The organism is Nocardia rosealba (assembly GCF_020216065.1).
GTDB lineage: Bacteria > Actinomycetota > Actinomycetes > Mycobacteriales > Mycobacteriaceae > Nocardia > Nocardia rosealba.
Window position 1 is genome coordinate 1 of sequence record NZ_JAIWNA010000010.1, and the last position, 16475, is coordinate 16475.

Sequence of the window (16475 nt, forward strand, 5' to 3'; positions counted from 1 at the left end):
CCCCCCCCCCCCCCCCCCCCCCCCCCCCCCCCCCCCCCCCCCCCCCCCCCCCCCCCCCCCCCCCCCCCGGCCCCTCAGGGGCCGCGCTCGAGCGCGCCAGCGCTCCAAAAACACAGCCCAATACCCCTGTGGTGCACAAAACACCGAGGTGGTTTCGTACGCCTCTATCAGCCTGTCAGCGCGAACTGTCGAGCTCGAACGTCCGCGTCGCGTCGAGATAGATCCCCCGCTGAGCACCACGATCAGGCGGCGGCAGCTGCGAGACCAACTGCTCCAACGACGTCATAGCCCCCACCACATTCGTCCCCGCGACAATGAAGTCCGCGACCGCCCGCCGGATATGGTTGGGCGAGGTCACCACCACCGCACTGTTCGCGCCGAGATCGCGCAGCAGCTTCGTACTGAACAGTGCGTTCTGCACCGTCGACCCGGCCCGGTCCTCGACATGGATCCGATCGGCGGGCAACCCACGCCCGATCAACCACCGCCGCATCGCCTCGGCCTCGGAGATCCCGTTCTGCGGGTTGCCGCCGGTGACGACGACCGGCGAGAACGGCGCCGCGACGGCCTGCAACCAGGCGGCCGTGAGCCGGTTCTCCAGTTCCGGGCGCAGCGCACCGTCGGGCAGCAGACCGTACCCGAGCACGACGATGCCGGTCTGGGGACCGATGAGGGAGGGGAGCGGATTGGGCAGCGTCGACACCGCGGCGGTCACCGCGTGCAGCACCCGCTGCGTCCCCGCCGCCATCGCGGGATCGAGACTGCCCAACCGCTGCATCGCCTCGTTCACCGCCGCCGCGTCGCCGGCGTGATGCGACCAGATGGCGTGTAGGGCAAGAGCTTCGGCATCACCGGGGTCGGCGCTGATGAGGGCGCGCAGGTCGGCGCGCCCGGCGTCGAGGTCGCCGTCGGTGAAATGCCGCTGAGCCGAGTTGTAGAGGGCTGTCACGTCCGCTTCGGCGGCGGCGGGGCCGACCGTGGCACTCGTGACCGCCGCGACCGCGGCGACCGCTGCGGCGAGCTGTTTCCATTGCCTCGAGATCTTCACGACAGTCGCGACCTTCCGGGTGGCGTACATGCGGGCAGAGCTGATGGCAGAGCTGCCGGACACCCTATGACCCGTGACGGTCCGGTCCGGGTAACCCGCCGTCGGCAGGCGCGTCGCGGCCCGGCGCTTCGGGGTGCACCCGGTGGCCGATAGGCTGACCAACCGTGGATACCGCTTCGCTGACCGGCAAGGAACTCGCCGCCGCCATCAACGCCGACTCGAAACAGCGCGCCGCCGCGCTCACCGACGCGGGCACCGCGCCCACGTTGGCGCTGGTCGTCGCCAACGACGACCCGGCCAGTGCCTGGTACGTGAACTCCCTGCGCAAGGCCGCCGAACGGCTCGGCATCGCCTGCGAGAAGATCGATCTGGGCGCCGACGCGACCGCCGAGCAGATCCGTGCGGAACTCGATGCCCGCAGCGTCGACCCAGCCACCGACGCGATCATGCTGCAGACCCCGCTGCCCGCCGGCGTCGGCCTCGACGACGTGAGCTCCGCTATCGCCGCGAGCAAGGACGTCGACGGTGTGAGCCCGCTGTCACTCGGTCTGCTCGCCTCCGGCCTCGACGGATTCGTCCCCGCCACCTCCGAGGCGGTCGTGGAGCTGCTGAAGCATCACTCGATCGCGTTGCAGGGCAAGCTCGTCACCGTGGTCGGCCGCTCCAATATCGTCGGCAAGCCGCTCGCGCAGCTGCTGCTCGCCGAGAACGCCACCGTCACGGTCGCGCACTCGCGCACCACGGACCTCGCCGCCGTCACCACCGCCGCCGACATCGTGGTCGCGGCCGCGGGCCGGATCGGCCTGGTCACCGGCAAGCACATCCGTGAGGGCGCCGTGGTGATCGACGTGGGCACCAACGAGGCCGCCGACGGTGGCATCGTCGGCGACGTCGACGCCGCCTCGGTCGACGGCAAGGCCGCCGCCCTGAGCCCCGTGCCCGGTGGCGTCGGTCCGGTGACCACCGCGCTGCTCATGCGGCACGTGGTGGTCGCGGCCGAGAAGGCAAGGGCCTGAACACTTTCCGGAGCTAGCGGACCGGCCCGATCGAGGTGATCAGCGTTTTGGCGCCCACCTTGGTCGTGCCGACCAGCTGCGGGTTGTAGACGATCGGTACCTCGTCGGGCCGGTACTCGGTGATCGTCACGAAGTACTGTCCGGCGAACGCGCCCGGCGTGATGTCGAGGCAGTGCGTGGTGCCGACCGGAATGGTGTCGATGCCCGACTGGATCTGCGCGCCCGTGGGCAGTGCGGCGTCACCGGCCACCAGCGTGCGCGCCTGATCGCCGGACCGCGCGACATAGTAGGCGTGCTGGAAGGCCATGATGGCCGATACTCCGCTGTCGGTTCCGCCGGGACCGTTGCCGCGCACGAGGCTGCCGACCTGTTCGGACGGGCAGTGCCCGACGGCGGGTGCGGGCGCGGCGACGGTGGACAGCGTGGTGCTCGCCGACGTGGAAGCCGGTGCTGGACCACCGAATTGGAAGTACCCGACGCCGATGAGAACCGCCCCGGCCACCGAGGCGGCGAGCGGAGCCACCCACCGGGGTGTGCGCCTGCGCTTGGACCGGTCGATCATCCGCGCGAAGACCTCGTCGTCACCGTTGTAGTCCGGTGCCGGACGCGGCTCCCACTCCGCCGTGTACCGATCCGCCCAGCCGTCTCCCGTGCGCGCCGGGGCAGCGGGCGCTTCGGTCGGTGCTGTCGCCGCTTCCTGCCGGACCGGCGTGGGCGCCGCCGGTTCGGTCCAGGCCGATTCCGGCGCGGGCCGAGCCGATCCGGACCATGTCGATTCCTGTGGAGTCGATCCCGGTCGAGCCGATCGATGTCGCCCGGGTTCGAGGGCCGATTCGGGTCGCTCCGATTCCGGCCGGGTTGCTTCCGGCCGAGCGGTTTCCGGTCGAGCCGAGTCGAACCACGACGACGCGGGCCACGTCGATGCCGATCGGGCCGAAGTGGACGACTCCCATTCGCCCTGCGCGTCAGCCGGTTCCGGCGCGGGGGAGCCGGCGCCGACGATGGGCAGCTTGTCGGTATCGGGCCCGTTGTTCGGCAAGATGAACGGCGTATCTACCTGTCCCGCACCGGGATCCATCGGCCCACCCACGATCGGGAGCCTATCGGTGGCAAAGGCGTCGCGCACGGGCACCGGAGCCGACAGCGAGACGACCGGGATACCCGCGGGCGTGGTCGGCCCACCCTCTATCCGGTGCCGGGCACCGGTTCCCGAGGTGCCTGCCTCGCGGCTGCGGCGCCGTGGCAGGGCACCTCGGAGCGGAACACCAGCCGATCCCGGGTCCTGCTGTCGAGCCCCGATCGGTCTGCGCGCTTCCGGTCGATCCATCGCCCCACCTTCATCAGGCATCCGCCGTCAGGGAATGTCCCGCAACGATTTCATTACGGGCACGATACTGCCCTGACGCCGTGTTCGCCGAATGCGCGGGCGACGAGCGCGTCACCAGTGGATATAGACCTGGTCGCCGATGCCGACGTTCTCGTAGTACCAGGCGGCGTTCTCGGGCGAGAGATTGATGCAGCCGTGGCTCACGTTGGCGTTACCCTGCGAGTCCACCGACCACGGTGCCGAGTGCACCATCACGCCACCCCAGGTCAGGCGCACGGCGTACTCACCGTCGATGATGTAGCCCTCCGGGTCGTCGAGCGGGATACCGATGGTGCGCGAATCGAACACCACCGCCCGATCCTTCTCCAGCACACTGAAGGTGCCGGTGGGCGTCTCAAAACCGGGTTTGCCCATGGAGGCGGGCATCACGCGTGTCTCGCCGTTCGCGGTCACCGTGAAGGTGTGGTTGGACAGGTCCGCTTCGGCATAGGTTCCGCCACCGTACTGGGTGCGCTGGTCCCCGATCAGGTCCGCGGACGCGGCTCCCGACCAGGACGCGGCCAGTAGTGCCGCCATGATCGCGACGAACAGAAAACGAAGTGCGTTTCTCATAAACGCCACCCCTTCGGTCACTCGTAGGCGTCTCCCGAGTCTAGGCGTCCATGATCAACTGGACCTCTCGAAGTGGTAACGGCCTACGGGTCGATCGGAGTGTCGGCTTGTGCTCAGCCGCGCACGACGTGCAAGACCTGGGCGTGCAGGGCGTCGGCGCGTGCGGCGATGGTCTCCACCCGCACCAGTGCCGCTGCGAAATCGTCACCCAGCGCGGCGGGCAGCGATGCCACATTGATCTCGATATTGAGCTGCGAACTCTGCGCGGCGGCGCGGGCGGCGTCGGCGGCGGCCCCGATGTCGGTGACCACGTTCGGGTTGCCGATCGGCAGCAGTTCCCCTGCGAGGGAAAGGATCTCGTCGGCCTCGTCGACCACGGCGGCGGGCACCCGGGCGGCCTCGACGAGGGCGGCATTGATCGCGGCGGTGCGCTCGGCGACCTGATCGTCGGTGTCCTTGGGCAGCTTGTAGGCGGCGCCGACGGCGGTGAACGCGGCCGCGTCGGCATCGGCCAGCGCCAGCGAGCGGGCGCGGGCGGCGTCGGCGGCCTCGATGATCCGGTCGATCACCGGCCGGTTCTCGGTGTCCTTGGTCCGGGTGGTGTAGCGAGCGACCATCGCGACCAGTGCCGCGGCCTGGGCGACGTGCAGTGCGGCCACCGCGCCACCGCCGGGAGCGGGCACCTTGGCGGCCAGCTCCGACAGATAGTGCTCCAGGGTCACGTCACCGAAGGAGGGTGCGGTCTGCTGCGGTGACACGGTGGGCTGCGACACGACGTGGTGGCCTTTCGACGGGGAGTGCTTCACTCTCAACGCTACCGCGCACCCTGCCCGACCAGCGAATGTAGGCACGGACCGACCGGTCGGGGTGCCCGGGTGGGCCGGGTCTATGTTGGGTGCATGCGGATCGGATTGAGCATCAACTACTCGGGCGGTTTCAAGGAGGTGGCGGCCGAGGTCGCCGACCTGGAGCGGGCCGGTCTCGACGTCGTCTTCGTGCCGGAGGCGTACTCGTTCGACGCGGTGAGCGCGCTTGGCTTCCTGGCCGCGCGCACCGAGCGGGTGCAGCTGGCCTCGGGCATCCTGCAGCTCTACACCCGGACCCCCAGCCTCACCGCGATGACGGCGGCGGGCCTGGACTTCGTCTCCGACGGCCGGTTCATCCTCGGCATCGGCGCGTCCGGTCCGCAGGTGATCGAGGGCTTCCACGGCGTGCCCTACGACGCCCCGATCGGGCGCACCCGCGAACTGATCGAGATCTGCCGCAAGGTGTGGCGCCGCGAGAAGCTCAACTACCAGGGCAAGTACTACCAGATCCCGCTGCCCGCCGACCGGGGCACCGGCCTGGGCAAAGAGCTCAAGCTCATCAATCATCCGGTGCGCGAGAACATTCCGGTGCTGTTGGCCGCGCTCGGCCCCAAGAACGTTGAGCTGGCCGCCGAACTCGCCGAGGGTTGGCAGCCGATCTTCTTCCTGCCGGAGAAGGCGAACGATGTCTGGGGTGACGCGCTGGCCGCGGGCAAGGCCAAGCGCGATCCGTCGCTGGGCGACCTCGAGGTGTACGCGGGCCCCGCGCTGGCGATCGGCGAGAACGTCACGCCGCTGCTGGAGTTCGTCAAGCCGCACCTGGCGCTCTACATCGGCGGCATGGGCGCCAAGGGCAAGAACTTCTACCACACCCTGGCCACCAAGTACGGCTACGGCGAGGCCGCCGATCGCATCCAGGAGCTGTACCTGGCCGGCGACAAGCAGGCCGCCGCGGCCGCGGTGCCCGACGACCTGGTGCGCGATGTGTCGCTGATCGGGCCAGAGGGCTTCGTCAAGGACCGCATCGCCGCGTTCGCCGAGGCCGGTGTCACCACGCTCAACGTCACCCCGATCGCCGAGAACGCGGCGGGCCGGATCAAGCTGATCGAGCAGCTGCGCGGCCTCTGCTGACCCACCACAACGCGACGCGCCGCAGCACGGACAACTCCGGGATGCGGCGCGTCGGCGTCGGTGGACTACGCGGTCACGACCGCAGCGATGCCAGGGCGTCGGCGAGGGTGGTGTGCATGGCGAACACCTGGTCGAGGCTGGTCATCTTCAGCTGACGGCTGGTAGCCGGCCCGTCGGCGACCACGGCGATGGCGGTGTCCTCGCCCGCGCGTTGATGCGCCGCGACCAGCGTGGCCATGCCCGCCGAGGCGAGGAACCCGACCGCGGTCAGGTCGATCACCAGGGTCGCGGGCTTGTCGGCGAGGATGGCCTCGATGGCGGCGTCGAGGGCGGGCGCGGTCGCCAGGTCGACCTCACCGGTCACCGTCAGGACCGTGACGCCGTCGTGTACCGCCGTCGTGGTGGTCATCGTGTCCGTGAGTGGATAAGCGTCTCCGGGTGTGTTGGTCACCGATCAACAACACACAACTTCGCCCGAATACGCAAGCCGTTGCGCCGATCGCTGTTGCCGCACCGGTGCGCCGCCGGGTGCCCGCGCCCCGGTCGTGACCGCCATCGATCCGGCGGAAACGGCGGCGTGCGGTGCGTCACGATCGACGGCGGACGGACATCGTCGCGGCCGCCACGCGGGGGCGGCCGCACCGACGGGCGCGGTCGTCGTACTGTGTGGGCGTGAACATCGATGTGACGCCGTTACCGGGAATCGGCGTGTGCAAGGACTTTCCGCTGGCGGAGGCCCGCCGCCGGATCGGCGTGATCGAACACCGTGACGGCACTGTCGATCTGGTCGTGTCCCGTGCCGGTGACGCCGAGACCAAGACCTCGATTCCGTTGTCCAGCACCGAGATCAGTGTCCTGGCGGGGTTGCTCGGTGCACCGCAGGTGGTGCAGAAGAAGGCCGACTCCCTCGGTGTCGACGATCTGTCGACCAGGCAGTTCGCCATCGATCGCGGCAGCCCGTTCGACGGGCGTCCACTGCGCGACACCGCCATGCGCACCCGCACCAAGGCCTCGGTGGTCGCGGTGGTCCGCGCGGGGGAGGTGACCCCTTCGCCGGGAACCGATTTCATCTTCGTCGCCGGTGACCTGGTGGTGGTCGTGGGCACCGGCAAGGGCCTCGAGGCTGCCGGAAAATTGCTCGACGCGGGCTGACGGGCCGTGTCGATAGTAAAGAGAAGGTAAGGTATCGCCTAGCTGAGGTTAGGTGATCCCATGAATGTTGAAGTCACATCCCTGCCCGGAATCGGTGTCAGGAAAGAGTTCTCGCTGACCAAGGTGGCTCGGCGCATCGGCGTCGTCGACCACCGCGACGGTGGCACCGATCTGATCTTCACCAAGATCGACGACCCCGACACCACCGTGCAGGTCCCGCTCTCCGACGGCGAAGCGCGCACGCTCGCCAGCCTGCTCGGTGCCCCGCGACTCGTCGCGCAACTGCAGGAGGAACACCGCGATCTCGACGGTGTGAGCACCCGTTCGCTGCCGGTGCTGCCCGATTCGCCCTACGCGGGCCGCCGCCTCGGCGAGACGGAGATGCGGACCCGGACACTGGCCTCCATCGTCGCGGTGCTGCGCGCCGGTCAGGTCCACCCCTCGCCCGGACCGGAGTTCGGTTTCCTCGGGGGCGACATGGTCGTCATCGTCGGTACGACCGCCGGGCTCGACGCTGCCGCTTCGATCCTCTCCGACGGCTGAGCCCGTGCAGATCAGTGGAACAACGCTGGCGCTGATCCAGCTGGGGGCTGTGTTCTTCGGATTGGGTGTGCTCGGGCGCATCGCGGGCCGCATCGGCCTCTCACCCATTCCGCTCTATCTGCTCGGGGGTCTGCTCTTCGGCACCGGTGGGCTGATCGAGCTGCACGAGGTGGAGGAGTTCATCCACATCGCCAGCGAGATCGGTGTGGTGCTGCTGCTGTTGCTGCTCGGCTTGGAGTACACCGCAGGTGAATTGGTCACCGGCATGCGCAAGTCGTGGATCGCCGGTCTGCTCGACCTGGTCCTCAATGCCACGCCGGGCGTGATCGTCGCGCTGTGGCTGGGACTCGGACCGACCGGTGCCATCGCGATGGCGGGCGTCACCTACATCTCCTCCTCGGGGATCGTCGCCAAGGTGCTCAACGACCTGGGCAGGCTCGGTAACCGCGAGACACCGGTGGTGCTGTCGATCCTGGTGTTCGAGGACCTGGCGATGGCGATCTACCTGCCGGTGCTCACCGCCGTGCTGGCGGGTGTCGGCTTCATGGCCGGGCTCACCACCGTCGGTATCGCGCTGGTCGCGGTGACGCTGGTGCTCATCGTCGCGCTGAAGTACGGCCGGTACGTGTCGGCGATCGTGGCCAGCGAGGACCGCGAGATCTTCCTGCTCAAACTGCTCGGTTCGGCGCTGCTGGTGGCCGGTGTCGCCTCGGCGGTGCAGGTGTCGGCGGCGGTCGGCGCGTTCCTGCTCGGCATCGCGATCTCGGGGGCGACCGCGCACGAGGCGACCAAGATTCTCGAACCCCTGCGCGACCTGTTCGCCGCCATGTTCTTCGTGCTGTTCGGCTTGAGCACCGATCCGGCGACCATTCCGCCGGTCCTCGGCTGGGCGGTCCTGCTGGTCGTGGTCACCACGGTGACGAAGCTGTACACCGGCTGGTGGGCGGCCAAGCGGGCCGGCGCCTCCCAGCTGGGCCGGGCTCGCGCGGGTGCTGCCCTGGTCGCGCGCGGCGAGTTCTCGATCGTCATCGCCGGCCTCGCCGTCGCCGCGGGCGCGGTACCCGACAGCTTCGCCGCCCTGGCCACCACATACGTGCTGCTGATGGCCGTGATGGGGCCGATCGCGGCACGCGTGGTCGAACCGGTGGTCCGGGCGACGGTCGGGCGCAAGTCGAAGGTGCGCATCGACCCGAACGCGGAATGATCGGGGCTCACGGCTCGATCAGACCTGAGCGGATCGCGTAGCGGGTCAGGTCGAGCCGGTCACGCAGGCCGAGTTTCTGCAGGATATTGGCGCGGTGGCGGTCGACGGTCTTCACACTGATGACCAGTTCGGCCGCCACCTCCCGCGCCGAATACCCTTCGGCGATCAGCTTGAGCACCTCCTCTTCGCGGGCGGTCAGAATGGTCTCGGGCAGCCGTCCACCCTGGCGGGCCAGGTGCAGATAGTCGCGGACCAGGGCGGTGACCGCGCCCGGGTACAGGAACGACTCGCCACGCATCGTCGCCCGGCAGGCCTCGATCAGGTCGCGGTCGGCGACCGATTTGAGCACGTACCCGGAGGCGCCCGCCTTGAGGGACTCGAAGAAGTACTGCTCGTTGTCGTACATCGACAGCATCAACATGCGGACGCCCGGATGCGCGCGGGTGATCTCGCGCGCCGCCTGGATGCCGGTCATCCTCGGCATCGCGATATCGAGGATCACCAGGTCGACGGTTCCGCCGGACAGGGCGGTCACCGCGTCGTAGCCGTTGGCCGCCTCGGCGACCACGGTGAGGTCGGGTTCGTTGTCGAGGATCAGCCGTAGCCCGCTGCGCACCAAGGCGTGGTCGTCGGCCAGCAGGATCCGGGTGGGGGCGCTCATACCGGTTCTCCGACGTGTGCGGCGCGGTGAACCGGGACAACAAGCTCCACGGTGGTGCCGGTGTCTTCGGATGTGGTGATGGTGAGCGTCGCGTCGACGAGCATGGCGCGTTCGCGCATCCCCCGGATTCCGGCGCCCTCGGTGATCACCCCGCCACACCCGTTGTCGCGCACGCGAAGCACCACGGAGTCGGCGTGGCCGGCCAGCCGCAGACTCACCTGGTCGGCACCCGAGTGGCGCAGTACGTTGGTCAGGCTCTCCTGGGCGATGCGGTAGCAGACGAGTTCGACCGCCGGGTCGAGCCTGCTGATCGCCGGGTCGACCTCGCGGTGCACGGAAATGCCCGCGCTGCGGGTGAATTCGTGGCACAGCGCGGTGACGGCACTGTGCAGCCCGAGGTCGTCGAGCACGTCGGGCCGCAATCGTGACGCGATACCGCGCACCTCGTCGAGACATCCGCGCACCGTTTCCTGCGCATCGGTCACCTCGTGCCGCAATTCCTCCGGCGCGCGGTCCACGACCCGTTTCAGCCGCAACAACGCCACGGTCAGGCTCTGGCCGATCTCGTCGTGCAGTTCGCGGGCGATCCGCTGACGCTCACCTTCCTGTGCCGCGAGCGCCGTGGCTCCGGCCGCCGATCGCTCGGCCTCGAGCCGGTCGAGCATCGCGTTGAAGGTCTCGATCAGCCGGTGGAAGTCCCCACTGGCGCGCCGGTCGAAACGCACCGCGCGTCGTGGCGGGTCGACGCGGCGCATGGCCGTGACCAGTTCGTCGAGGGGCGCCAGGCTGGTACGCAACGCCAGCGCGTTGGCGGTGAGGATCACCGCGAGACCGATCACCAACACCGGCACCTCGGTCAAGCGCAGCCGGGCCGACACGGTGGCGGGAGAGAGCGCGAGGATCAGCGTGCCGAGCGTGAACACCACACCGTTGAGCAGGCAGATCCGCCAGAACAGCGCCGTCACCGGCGTGCGCTGCTCCCGTCCTGCTCGCACCCTCGCGAGACGCTTCATAGCTTCCAGCATGCTGACGCGCCCGGCCGCTGTCCATCGGGTGTGACACCCATCCGCGCGTGCGCACGACCGCCGGACGGGTGCCGGAAATGGGTGCCGGCGCCGATGGTCGCCGCCCCGCGCGCGCACCAGACTCGAATCCGCACGCATTCGACCGTGTCAGGGGAAGGACCGCCCGGATGGATACCGACAGGACGACGATCCCCGGAACCGGGGTGCTGCACCATTTCCGCACCGGTCGCGGCATCGACTTCGCACTGCTCACCGAGTCGGCAGGCGGGCGCAGGCTGCTCGTGTACGCCCCGGGCAGTGACGAGCCGAGCGTCGACCTCGCGCTCGAACCCGAGGAAGCCGACCACGTGGCCGAGCTGATGCACACCAGCCCCCTCGCCGATCGGCTTCGCCGGCTCGAGCAGCGGGTCGAGCGGCTCGCCGGACAGCGGGCCGAGTCGTGAGCACCGTCGAATCACCCCGGAGCCGAGCCATGCGCGCACGCGATATCGCGATGAACCTGCCGACTGTCCGCACCACCGACCCGGTGGCCCGCGCGGTGCGGGTGATGGTCGTCGACCGTTTGCCCGGTCTGGTCGTGGTCGACGCCGAGGACCGGCCGGTGGCCGTATTGCCCGGCACCCAGGTGCTGCGCCTGGCCATCCCGGCGTCGTATCAGGACGACACCACCCTGGTCCGCACCATCGACGAGGTGCACGCCGACCTGTTCTGGCAGGAACCCGGCAGCCTCACCGTCGGCGACTGCCTGGCCGACGGCGCACCGCGACCGGCCACCGTGACCCCCGATGCCACCTTGCTCGAGATCGCGATCCTGATGGCGCGCAAGCACAGTCCGCTCATCGCGGTTGTCGACCGGGCCCGCACCCTGTGCGGGGCGATCACGCTCGAACGGCTGTTGACCAGCCTCGCCCTCGCCGGCCCCGGCGACTGATCGGCGCCGACGATGGCCGCCGTCCTCGCCGTGACCATCTTCGTGGTGGCGTTCTTCTTCATCGCCACGGAGCGTGTCGACAAGGTGAAGACCGTGCTGATCGCCGCCGGCCTGATGGCGGTCCTCGGGCTGATCCCCGGCGAGCAGGTGTTCTTCTCACCGCACGCGGGCATCGACTGGAATGTCATCTTCCTGCTGCTCGGCATGATGATCATCGTCGGCGTCGTCAAGCAGACGGGTCTGTTCGATTACCTGGCGATCTGGTCGGCGAAACGTTCGCGCGGCAACCCTTACCGGCTGATGGTGATGCTCATGCTGATCACCGCCGTGGCCTCACCTTTCCTCGACAATGTCACCATCATCATGCTGATCGCCCCGGTGACGCTGGTGGTGTGCCGCAGGCTCGGCCTCGGCGCGCAGCCCTTCCTGATCGCGGAGGTGCTCGCCGCGAACATCGGTGGCGCGGCGACGCTGATCGGCGACCCACCCAACATCATCATCGCCAGCCGGGCGGGCCTGAGCTTCAACGACTTCCTGGTGCACATGGCCCCGATCGTGGTGCTGGTCTTCGCGCTGTTCGTGCTGTTCACGCGGGTGTTGTTCCGTTCGGCGCTGCGTACCGACCCGGACTCGGTCGAGGCCGTGCTCGCCCTGCGGGAGCGGCGCGCGATCCGCGACCCGAAACTGCTCGTGCGGTCGCTGATCGTGCTGGCCGCGGTGGTGGCCGGGTTCTGCCTGCACAGTGTGGTGCACGTGGCTCCGTCGGTGATCGCACTGGTGGGTGCGGGGGTGATGGTGCTGGTGTCCGGGCTCGACATCGGGGATGCCCTGCACGAAGTGGAATGGCCGACGCTGGTGTTCTTCATGGGCCTGTTCGTGATGGTCGCAGGCCTGGTGCACACCGGGGTGATCGCCGCGGTCGGCGCTGCGGCGAGCACCTGGGTGGGTGACGACTATTTCCTCGCCGCCACCGCACTCGTCTTCGGCTCCGCGCTGCTCGGCGCGTTCGTGGACAACATCCCCTACACGGCGACCATGGCACCGGTCGTGGAGGGCATCGTGGCGGACGCTCCCGACCCCGAGACCGCCCGGTCGCTGTGGTGGGCGTTCGCGCTCGGCGCCGACTTCGGCGGCAACGGCACGGCGGTCGCGGCGAGCGCGAATGTCGTCGCGCTCGGTATCGCCGCCCGGGCAGGCCAGCGAATCAGCTTCTGGCAGTTCACGAAATACGGTCCGGTCGTGACTGTGTTCAGCTGCGTCGTCGCCTGGGTCTACGTCGGTGTGCGCTACTTCTGAGGGACGTGCCGGGTGACGAGGCGGTGCAGGAGTCGGGCGGCGGTGCGGGCGGTGCGGTTGTCGATGTCGAGAGCCGGGTTGAGTTCGGCGACATCGGCGACCACGAGTTTGCCGCTCGCGGCGGCCTGGTCGCAGACGGCCTGCACGATGGGCAGCGCGACACCGAACGCGGCGGGCGCGCTGACACCCGGCGCTACCGCGGCGGGCAGGACGTCGAGGTCGATGGTGAGGTACAGCAGGTCGATGCCGGCGAGGAAGTCCGCGACGAAGGCTCGCGCACGCTCGGCGGTGCAGTCGTCGTCGAGCAGATAACGCACGCCGAACCGTTCGGCCGTGTCGAACAGGATCGTCGTGTTGGCCGGCTGGCTGATCCCGAGCACCGCGTACCGCACGTCGTCGCCGGATTCGAGGATCTGCCGGAACGGGGTTCCCGAGCTCGGTACCGGATCGGGGCGCAGATCGAAATGTGCGTCGAGGTTCAGGATTCCGATGGTGGCGTCCCTGGCGCGCTCGGCGCCTGCGAGGCCGAGGTAGGTGCCGAAGGCGACCTCGTGCCCGCCCCCGAGGACGATCGGGAAGGCACCCGCGTCCAGCAGCGCGGTGACGGTGTCGCCGAGCCGGCGCTGGCCGTCCTCTAGCCGCTGATCGGTGACCGCGATCGTGCCCGCGTCGAACGCGCGCAGTGGGCCGGGCAGTGCCATCGGCGACAGCGCGCGGCGCAGGGCGTCGGGTCCGTCGGCGGCGCCCGGCCGTCCCTTGTTGCGGCGCACGCCTTCGTCGCTGGCGAAGCCGACGAACACGCACGCGCCGGGGTCGGCGCCGGGTTCATAGGGTGCGACGGCCTGATGCCAGCGCAGATGCTCTGGTGACGTGCCGTCGACGCGGCCGGTCCAGGAAGTCATGGGGGACACCTCAGTTCGATGCGAGCACGCCGCCGCGCCACACCTGGCGCACGAGCGGAACGCCGGGACGGTAGGCCAGATGCAGATGTGACGGCGCGTCCAACGCGACGGCGTCGGCCCGCCTGCCAGGGGAGAGGGCGCCGATATCGTCGCGCCGCAACGCTTTCGCCCCACCCGCGGTCGCCGCCCAGACCGCCTCGTCCGGCGTCATGTGCAGCTCACGCACGGCCAAGGCGATACAGAACGGCAGGCTGGTGGTGTAGCTCGTACCCGGGTTGCAGTCGGCGCCGAGGGCCACGGTGACCCCGGCGTCGAGCAGCGCGCGCGCATCGGGATAGCTGTTGCGCGTGCAGAAGTCGGCGCTGGGCAGCAGCGTCGCCACGGTGTCGCTGTTCGCGAGCGCGTCGATATCGGCACCACTGACATGGGCGACGTGATCGACCGACGCGGCCCCGAGTTCGACGGCGAGCTGCACGCCCGGCCCCTGGTGCAGCTGATTGCCGTGCACCCGCGGCACCAACCCGTGCGCGATGCCGGCGCTGAGCACGGCATGCGACTGGTCCCGGTCGAAGGCGCCCTGCTCGCAGAACACATCGATCCACCGGGCCTCGGGCGCGCAGCGCGGGATCATCTCCGCGCACACCATGGCCACGTAATCGTCCGCGCGCCTGGCGTATTCGGGTGGCGGAACATGCGCGGCCAGCAGGGTCACCTCGTCGGTGTGGCGACCCGCGATGCGCACGCTGCGCCATTCGTCGTCCACGGTCTGCCCGTAGCCGCTCTTGATCTCGACCGTCGTGCTGCCCGCCCGCAGCGACTCGGCGAGCAGACGCCGCACAGTCGCATCGAGTTGCTCGTCGGTCGCCGCGCGCGTCGCCGCGATCGTCGTGCGGATGCCGCCCGCGCCGTAGGGGCGGCCGGACATGCGTGCGGCGAACTCCTCGGAGCGGTCACCGGCGAAGACCAGGTGCGAATGCGATTCGACGAAACCGGGCAGCACCGCACGACCGTCGAGGTCGACCGCCTGATCGGCGGCGGGGGCGTCGGCGCTGTCACCCACCCACACCACCTGCGCGTCGTCGAAGACGACGGCCGCGTGGCGGCGCAATCCGAGCGGGCCGTCCCCGAGGGCCGGGTCGTTGGTGACGAGGGTGCCGATATCGCGCAGCACGGTGGTTGGCACGGGTTGTCCTCCTGGTGGCGGGCTGTGCGGTGGATCACGTCTGCTATGTATATGCCTGTATATACAGGGTAGTCAAGCGCTACGGTGCCAGACGATAACTGGCCATTGACATGGCTGTATAGACAGGCATATACATGTAGGGTCGTTGTGACCGGCCCCACAGGCGAAGAGACCGGGCATCACCGGCGACCCTGCGCCCTTTCCGATCCCGGGAGAATGGTTTGAACAAGCCCGCCGCCGCGCTCACCCGCGGCCTCACCGCCCGCCACATCCGTTTCATCGCGCTCGGCTCGGCCATCGGCACCGGCCTGTTCTACGGGTCCGCCGAGGCGATCCACCGGGCCGGTCCCTCGGTGCTGCTGGCGTATCTGATCGGCGGCGCCGCCGTGTTCCTCGTGCTGCGCGCGCTGGGCGAGATGGCGGTGAGCAACCCGGTCGCGGGCTCGTTCGGTGAATACGCCAGCCAGCACCTCGGACCGCTCGCGGGCTTTTTCACCGGCTGGACCTACACCTTCGAAATGCTCATCGTGTGCCTGGCCGACGTCACCGCGTTCGGTGTGTACATGGGGTTCTGGTACCCGGACGTGCCACGCTGGATCTGGGTGCTCTCGGTCATCTTCTTCATCGGCGCGATCAACCTGCTCAGCGTGAAGGTCTTCGGTGAGGTGGAGTTCTGGTTCAGCCTGGTGAAGATCGTTGCCATCGTGGCGATGATCGCCGGCGGTATCGCCGTGCTGATCTTCGGCTTCGGCCTCCACGACACCAGCGCGGGCGTGCAGAACCTGTGGACCGACGGCGGCTTCTTCGCCACCGGAATCGGCGGCTTCATCGCCTGCTTCGCCATCGTGATGTTCGCCTTCGGCGGTACCGAGATCATCGGTATCACCGCGGGCGAGGCCGAGAACCCGCAGCGCACCATCCCGCGCGCGATCAACACCGTGCCCGTGCGCATCATCGTGTTCTACGTGCTCACCCTCGCGGTGATCATGGCGATCGACTCCTGGCGCACCATCGGCGACGAGGGCAGCCCGTTCGTACAGATTTTCCAGAGCCTCGGCCTCGGACCTGCCGCGGCGGTGCTCAACGTCGTGGTCATCACGGCCGCGCTGTCGGCGGTCAACAGCGACATCTTCGGTGCGGGCCGGATGATGTACGGCATGGCCCAGCGCGGCCAGGCGCCCGCGGCGATGAAGCGGGTCTCGCGCAACGGGGTGCCGTGGATGACGGTGGTCATCATGACCGTCACCCTGCTGGTGGGCGTGCTGCTGAACTACCTGATCCCCGACAAGGTGTTCCTGGTGATCGCCTCGATCGCCACCTTCGCCACCATCTTCGTCTGGCTGATGATCCTGCTCGCGCACCTGCGCTCGCGGCGCGGGATGAGCCCCGAACAGGTCGCCGCACTGAAGTTCCCGGTGCCGCTGTGGCCCTACGGCCAGCTGATCACCATCGCGTTCCTGGTGTTCGTGATCGGGGTGATCGCCTTCGACGCCGACAGCCGGGTGGCCCTCGTGGTCGGCGTGGTGTGGCTCGCGCTGCTCGGTATCGCCTACCGCCTGTGGGTGCGGCCGGCGACCGCCGAACCCGAACCGGTGGCCGTACCGGCCGACGTCGCCTGAAGTTGCTTGTCCTGCACGC

At 69.2% G+C, this 16475-nt stretch carries 17 protein-coding genes and 1 pseudogene; 9 read left to right on the forward strand and 9 right to left on the reverse strand.

Translation table 11 applies throughout. The features are described from left to right. Positions 1-175 precede the first annotated feature (175 nt). A complete protein-coding gene (locus LDL21_RS27210) occupies positions 176-1048 on the reverse strand; it encodes a YdcF family protein (protein ID WP_225282325.1) in 873 nt (290 codons plus the stop codon). A gap of 164 nt (positions 1049-1212) precedes the next feature. Between LDL21_RS27210 and LDL21_RS27215 the strand changes: the two genes are divergently transcribed. Then, positions 1213-2064, forward strand: a complete 852-nt coding sequence (locus LDL21_RS27215) for a bifunctional 5,10-methylenetetrahydrofolate dehydrogenase/5,10-methenyltetrahydrofolate cyclohydrolase (protein WP_225282326.1) — start codon at positions 1213-1215, stop codon at positions 2062-2064. Between the two features lie 13 nt (positions 2065-2077). Here the strand turns inward: LDL21_RS27215 and LDL21_RS27220 are convergent, their stop codons facing one another. The 3 genes and pseudogenes from LDL21_RS27220 to LDL21_RS27230 form a co-directional block, all read right to left on the reverse strand. Beyond that, positions 2078-3391 carry a DUF8176 domain-containing protein gene (locus tag LDL21_RS27220; RefSeq protein WP_225282327.1) on the reverse strand — a complete coding sequence of 438 codons (1314 nt, stop codon included), beginning with the start codon at positions 3389-3391 and terminating at the stop codon, positions 2078-2080. Positions 3392-3502: 111 nt separating this feature from the next. Then, positions 3503-3913 (reverse strand): annotated as a pseudogene (locus LDL21_RS27225) (L,D-transpeptidase); the annotation flags it as partial. 203 nt (positions 3914-4116) lie between these two features. Further along, complete coding sequence (locus LDL21_RS27230) at positions 4117-4776, reverse strand: cyclodeaminase/cyclohydrolase family protein (protein ID WP_225282328.1); 660 nt, start codon at positions 4774-4776, stop codon at positions 4117-4119. Between the two features lie 126 nt (positions 4777-4902). On the opposite strand from LDL21_RS27230, the gene LDL21_RS27235 reads away from it, so the two are divergent. Further along, a complete protein-coding gene (locus tag LDL21_RS27235; RefSeq protein ID WP_067491994.1) occupies positions 4903-5940 on the forward strand; it encodes an LLM class F420-dependent oxidoreductase in 1038 nt (345 codons plus the stop codon). A 73-nt stretch (positions 5941-6013) separates the two neighbouring features. Here the strand turns inward: LDL21_RS27235 and LDL21_RS27240 are convergent, their stop codons facing one another. After that, positions 6014-6349 (reverse strand): STAS domain-containing protein, encoded by a 336-nt coding sequence (locus LDL21_RS27240; RefSeq protein ID WP_181699136.1) that lies wholly within the window; start codon positions 6347-6349, stop codon positions 6014-6016. A 263-nt stretch (positions 6350-6612) separates the two neighbouring features. Between LDL21_RS27240 and LDL21_RS27245 the strand changes: the two genes are divergently transcribed. From LDL21_RS27245 to LDL21_RS27255, 3 genes are read left to right on the forward strand one after another with little or no spacing between them, the layout of a single operon-like run. Beyond that, positions 6613-7092 carry a cation:proton antiporter regulatory subunit gene (locus tag LDL21_RS27245; protein ID WP_181699134.1) on the forward strand — a complete coding sequence of 160 codons (480 nt, stop codon included), beginning with the start codon at positions 6613-6615 and terminating at the stop codon, positions 7090-7092. Between the two features lie 60 nt (positions 7093-7152). After that, positions 7153-7635 carry a cation:proton antiporter regulatory subunit gene (locus LDL21_RS27250; protein ID WP_067491996.1) on the forward strand — a complete coding sequence of 161 codons (483 nt, stop codon included), beginning with the start codon at positions 7153-7155 and terminating at the stop codon, positions 7633-7635. Positions 7636-7645: 10 nt separating this feature from the next. Further along, complete coding sequence (locus LDL21_RS27255; RefSeq protein ID WP_157104744.1) at positions 7646-8839, forward strand: cation:proton antiporter; 1194 nt, start codon at positions 7646-7648, stop codon at positions 8837-8839. A gap of 7 nt (positions 8840-8846) precedes the next feature. Here LDL21_RS27255 and LDL21_RS27260 read toward each other — a convergent pair whose 3' ends face one another. Together LDL21_RS27260 and LDL21_RS27265 are read right to left on the reverse strand one after the other, a co-directional pair. Further along, positions 8847-9500, reverse strand: a complete 654-nt coding sequence (locus tag LDL21_RS27260) for a response regulator (protein ID WP_225282329.1) — start codon at positions 9498-9500, stop codon at positions 8847-8849. Further along, entirely contained in the window at positions 9497-10513 is a 1017-nt protein-coding gene (locus LDL21_RS27265; protein WP_225282330.1) for a sensor histidine kinase, read from the reverse strand. The genes LDL21_RS27260 and LDL21_RS27265 overlap by 4 nt, the downstream gene beginning before the upstream one ends. 179 nt (positions 10514-10692) lie before the next feature. Between LDL21_RS27265 and LDL21_RS27270 the strand changes: the two genes are divergently transcribed. The 3 genes from LDL21_RS27270 to LDL21_RS27280 are packed head-to-tail and all read left to right on the forward strand — an operon-like array spanning position 10693 to position 12752. After that, on the forward strand, positions 10693-10968 hold the full coding sequence (locus LDL21_RS27270; RefSeq protein ID WP_225282331.1) for a cation:proton antiporter regulatory subunit: 276 nt from the start codon (positions 10693-10695) through the stop codon (positions 10966-10968). Positions 10969-10997: 29 nt separating this feature from the next. Next, positions 10998-11456: a CBS domain-containing protein gene (locus LDL21_RS27275; protein WP_225282332.1), complete on the forward strand. Its 459-nt coding sequence runs from the start codon at positions 10998-11000 to the stop codon at positions 11454-11456. Between the two features lie 12 nt (positions 11457-11468). Then, positions 11469-12752 (forward strand): ArsB/NhaD family transporter, encoded by a 1284-nt coding sequence (locus LDL21_RS27280; RefSeq protein ID WP_225282333.1) that lies wholly within the window; start codon positions 11469-11471, stop codon positions 12750-12752. Here the strand turns inward: LDL21_RS27280 and hutG are convergent. Both hutG and hutI read right to left on the reverse strand, forming a co-directional pair. Continuing rightward, on the reverse strand, positions 12743-13654 hold the full coding sequence (gene hutG, locus LDL21_RS27285) for a formimidoylglutamase (protein WP_225282334.1): 912 nt from the start codon (positions 13652-13654) through the stop codon (positions 12743-12745). The two genes, LDL21_RS27280 and hutG, sit on opposite strands and share 10 nt — an antisense overlap. A gap of 10 nt (positions 13655-13664) precedes the next feature. Continuing rightward, complete coding sequence (gene hutI / locus LDL21_RS27290; RefSeq protein ID WP_225282335.1) at positions 13665-14837, reverse strand: imidazolonepropionase; 1173 nt, start codon at positions 14835-14837, stop codon at positions 13665-13667. A gap of 221 nt (positions 14838-15058) precedes the next feature. On the opposite strand from hutI, the gene LDL21_RS27295 reads away from it, so the two are divergent. Next, entirely contained in the window at positions 15059-16456 is a 1398-nt protein-coding gene (locus tag LDL21_RS27295; RefSeq protein WP_225282336.1) for an amino acid permease, read from the forward strand. Positions 16457-16475 lie beyond the last annotated feature (19 nt).